Consider the following 5,000-nt stretch of genomic DNA (forward strand, 5'->3'; position numbering starts at 1 on the left):
ATGAATAAAAATAACAACAAGCCAAAAATATTCTTTGTGAATAACTTTGTAATAAATTTTGAAATAACCTTACTCAGTAAATGAGTAATAAAAAGGTCAAGCTACAAAGGGCGCATGGTGAATGCCTTGGCATCAGGAGCCGATGAAGGACGTGATAAGCTGCGATAAGCTTCGGGTAGGCGCACATAGCCAGTGATCCGAAGATTTCCGAATGAGGGAACTCACATGGGAAACCCCATGTATCCTGTAATGAATAAATAGTTGCAGGAAGGTAAACCTAGGGAACTGAAACATCTAAGTACCTAGAGGAAGAGAAAGAAAAATCGATTTTCTTAGTAGCGGCGAGCGAAAGGGAAAGAGCCCAAACCAGAGATTTATCTCTGGGGTTGCGGACAGAACATAACGGGAAATTATGATTAATTGAAGACAACTGGAAAGTTGCGCCACAGAGTGTAATAGCCACGTAAGTGAAAGTTATAATTACTAAGTTCTGATCCAGAGTACCACGAGACACGTGAAACCTTGTGGGAAGCAGGGAGGACCACCTCCCAAGGCTAAATACTACCTGATGACCGATAGTGAAGAAGTACCGTGAGGGAAAGGTGAAAAGAACCCCGGGAGGGGAGTGAAATAGAACCTGAAACCGTGTGCCTACAACCGGTCAAAGCCCCTTATGAGGGTGATGACGTGCTTTTTGTAGAACGAGCCAACGAGTTACGGTATGTAGCAAGGTTAAGTACTTAAGGTACGGAGCCGAAGGGAAACCGAGTCTTAATAGGGCGACTAGTTGCATGCCGTAGACCCGAAACCGGGTGACCTATCCATGGCCAGGTTGAAGCGGGGGTAAAACCCCGTGGAGGACCGAACCACGTTGCTGTTGAAAAAGCATGGGATGAGCTGTGGATAGCGGAGAAATTCCAATCGAACTCGGAGATAGCTGGTTCTCCTCGAAATAGCTTTAGGGCTAGCGTCGGATATGAGTAATGGAGGTAGAGCACTGAATGGGCTAGGGGGCATATCGCTTACCGAACCTTATCAAACTCCGAATGCCATATACTATTAGTCCGGCAGTCAGACTACGAATGATAAGATCCGTGGTCAAAAGGGAAAAAGCCCAGATCGTCAGCTAAGGTCCCAAAGTGTAAGTTAAGTGGTAAAGGATGTGGGATTTCTAAGACAACTAGGATGTTGGCTTAGAAGCAGCCACTCATTTAAAGAGTGCGTAATAGCTCACTAGTCGAGAGATCCTGCGCCGAAAATGTCCGGGGCTCAAACTTACCACCGAAGCTACGGGCTCAAGATTACTTGAGCGGTAGAGGAGCGTCGTAATCGGGCTGAAGTCGTACCGTAAGGAGCGGTGGACTGATTACGAGTGAGAATGTTGGCATTAGTAGCGAGATGTAAGTGAGAATCTTACAGGCCGAAAATCTAAGGTTTCCTGGGGAAGGCTCGTCCGCCCAGGGTTAGTCGGGACCTAAGCCGAGGCCGAAAGGCGTAGGTGATGGACAATTGGTTGATATTCCAATACCACTATTATCGTTATTATCGATGGTGTGACGGAGAAGGATAGGATGTGCTAGCGATTGGAAATGCTAGTCTAAGCATTTAGGGAGTTAAGATAGGCAAATCCGTCTTAACAATCCTGAGGTGTGATGGGGAAGGTCTTTTAGACTGAAGTATCTGATTCCCTGCTTCCAAGAAAAGCATCTAGAGAGAGAAATAGTGCCCGTACCGCAAACCGACACAGGTAGATGAGGAGAGAATCCTAAGGCCATCGGAAGAATTGCAGTTAAGGAACTAGGCAAATTGACCCCGTAAGTTAGCGAGAAGGGGTGCCTGTGAGAGCAGGCCGCAGAGAATAGGCCCAAGCAACTGTTTAGCAAAAACACAGGTCTCTGCTAAAGCGCAAGCTGATGTATAGGGGCTGACGCCTGCCCGGTGCTGGAAGGTTAAGGGGAACACTTAGCGCAAGCGAAGGTGTGAACTTAAGCCCCAGTAAACGGCGGCCGTAACTATAACGGTCCTAAGGTAGCGAAATTCCTTGTCAGGTAAGTTCTGACCCGCACGAATGGCGTAATGACTTGGGCACTGTCTCAACTGCAAATCCGGCGAAGTTGTAGTGCGAGTGAAGATGCTCGCTACCCGCGATTGGACGGAAAGACCCCGTAGAGCTTTACTGTAGCTTAGCATTGAGTTTCGATATTGTCTGTACAGGATAGGTGGGAGACTGAGAAGCTAGGGCGTCAGCCTTAGTGGAGTCATCCTTGGGATACCACCCTGACAGTATTGGGATTCTAACCGGACGCCATGAAACTGGTGACGGGACATTGTTAGGTGGGCAGTTTGACTGGGGCGGTCGCCTCCTAAAATGTAACGGAGGCGCCCAAAGGTTCCCTCAGAACGGTCGGAAATCGTTCGTAGAGTGCAAAGGCAGAAGGGAGCCTGACTGCGACACCCACAAGTGGAGCAGGGACGAAAGTCGGGCTTAGTGATCCGGTGGTACCTCGTGGGAGGGCCATCGCTCAACGGATAAAAGCTACCTCGGGGATAACAGGCTGATCTCCCCCAAGAGTCCACATCGACGGGGAGGTTTGGCACCTCGATGTCGGCTCGTCGCATCCTGGGGCTGTAGTAGGTCCCAAGGGTTGGGCTGTTCGCCCATTAAAGCGGCACGCGAGCTGGGTTCAGAACGTCGTGAGACAGTTCGGTCCCTATCCGTCGCGGGCGTAGGAAATTTGAGAGGAGCTGTCCTTAGTACGAGAGGACCGGGATGGACTGACCTCTGGTGCACCAGTTGTTCCGCCAGGAGCATAGCTGGGTAGCTAAGTCGGGAAGGGATAAACGCTGAAAGCATCTAAGCGTGAAGCCCCCCTCAAGATGAGATTTCCCATAGCATAAGCTAGTAAGACCCCTTGAAGAACACAAGGTTGATAGGTCAGAGGTGTAAGTGTGGTAACATATTTAGCTGACTGATACTAATAGGTCGAGGGCTTGACCAAAATAAGTTATNTTGGGTTAAGTCCCGCAACGAGCGCAACCCTTATTGTTAGTTGCTACCATTTAGTTGAGCACTCTAGCGAGACTGCCCGGGTTAACCGGGAGGAAGGTGGGGATGACGTCAAATCATCATGCCCCTTATGTCTAGGGCTACACACGTGCTACAATGGCAAGTACAACGAGATGCAATACCGCAAGGTGGAGCTAAACTATAAAACTTGTCTCAGTTCGGATTGTAGGCTGAAACTCGCCTACATGAAGCTGGAGTTGCTAGTAATCGCGAATCAGAATGTCGCGGTGAATACGTTCCCGGGCCTTGTACACACCGCCCGTCACACCATGAGAGTTGGCAATACCCAAAGTTCGTGAGCTAACCCGTAAGGGAGGCAGCGACCTAAGGTAGGGTCAGCGATTGGGGTGAAGTCGTAACAAGGTAGCCGTAGGAGAACCTGCGGCTGGATCACCTCCTTTCTATGGAGAAATCTAGTAAGCAAGGCGCTTATCTAGTATAACTTAGAAGATGGTTTATCTTAACTTTCTGTTCAATTTTGAAGGACTAAAGTTCTTCAAAATGTTCTTTGAAAATTGCACATGAATAAAAATAACAACAAGCCAAAAATATTCTTTGTGAATAACTTTGTAATAAATTTTGAAATAACCTTACTCAGTAAATGAGTAATAAAAAGGTCAAGCTACAAAGGGCGCATGGTGAATGCCTTGGCATCAGGAGCCGATGAAGGACGTGATAAGCTGCGATAAGCTTCGGGTAGGCGCACATAGCCAGTGATCCGAAGATTTCCGAATGAGGGAACTCACATGGGAAACCCCATGTATCCTGTAATGAATAAATAGTTGCAGGAAGGTAAACCTAGGGAACTGAAACATCTAAGTACCTAGAGGAAGAGAAAGAAAAATCGATTTTCTTAGTAGCGGCGAGCGAAAGGGAAAGAGCCCAAACCAGAGATTTATCTCTGGGGTTGCGGACAGAACATAACGGGAAATTATGATTAATTGAAGACAACTGGAAAGTTGCGCCACAGAGTGTAATAGCCACGTAAGTGAAAGTCATAACTACTAAGTTCTGATCCAGAGTACCACGAGACACGTGAAACCTTGTGGGAAGCAGGGAGGACCACCTCCCAAGGCTAAATACTACCTGATGACCGATAGTGAAGAAGTACCGTGAGGGAAAGGTGAAAAGAACCCCGGGAGGGGAGTGAAATAGAACCTGAAACCGTGTGCCTACAACCGGTCAAAGCCCCTTATGAGGGTGATGACGTGCTTTTTGTAGAACGAGCCAACGAGTTACGGTATGTAGCAAGGTTAAGTACTTAAGGTACGGAGCCGAAGGGAAACCGAGTCTTAATAGGGCGACTAGTTGCATGCCGTAGACCCGAAACCGGGTGACCTATCCATGGCCAGGTTGAAGCGGGGGTAAAACCCCGTGGAGGACCGAACCACGTTGCTGTTGAAAAAGCATGGGATGAGCTGTGGATAGCGGAGAAATTCCAATCGAACTCGGAGATAGCTGGTTCTCCTCGAAATAGCTTTAGGGCTAGCGTCGGATATGAGTAATGGAGGTAGAGCACTGAATGGGCTAGGGGGCATATCGCTTACCGAACCTTATCAAACTCCGAATGCCATATACTATTAGTCCGGCAGTCAGACTACGAATGATAAGATCCGTGGTCAAAAGGGAAAAAGCCCAGATCGTCAGCTAAGGTCCCAAAGTGTAAGTTAAGTGGTAAAGGATGTGGGATTTCTAAGACAACTAGGATGTTGGCTTAGAAGCAGCCACTCATTTAAAGAGTGCGTAATAGCTCACTAGTCGAGAGATCCTGCGCCGAAAATGTCCGGGGCTCAAACTTACCACCGAAGCTACGGGCTCAAGATTACTTGAGCGGTAGAGGAGCGTCGTAATCGGGCTGAAGTCGTACCGTAAGGAGCGGTGGACTGATTACGAGTGAGAATGTTGGCATTAGTAGCGAGATGTAAGTGAGAAT

The 5,000-nt window shown here is 48.1% G+C and carries 1 rRNA gene and 2 other annotated features (1 of these 3 only partly in view); the gene reads left to right on the forward strand.

What is annotated here, in order from left to right:
* The first annotated feature begins 94 nt into the window (after nt 1-94).
* Nucleotides 95-3,315, forward strand: a sequence feature (most likely nonfunctional fraction of RNA operon).
* Between the two features lie 5 nt (nt 3,316-3,320).
* Nucleotides 3,321-3,455: a sequence feature (16S ribosomal RNA rRNA prediction is too short), on the forward strand.
* A 227-nt stretch (nt 3,456-3,682) separates the two neighbouring features.
* Nucleotides 3,683-5,000, forward strand: a 23S ribosomal RNA gene (locus tag BN6774_RS01275) (it continues 1,587 nt past the right edge of the window).

This window comes from Clostridium nigeriense, assembly GCF_900086595.1.
Taxonomy (GTDB): Bacteria; Bacillota; Clostridia; order Clostridiales; family Clostridiaceae; genus Clostridium; species Clostridium nigeriense.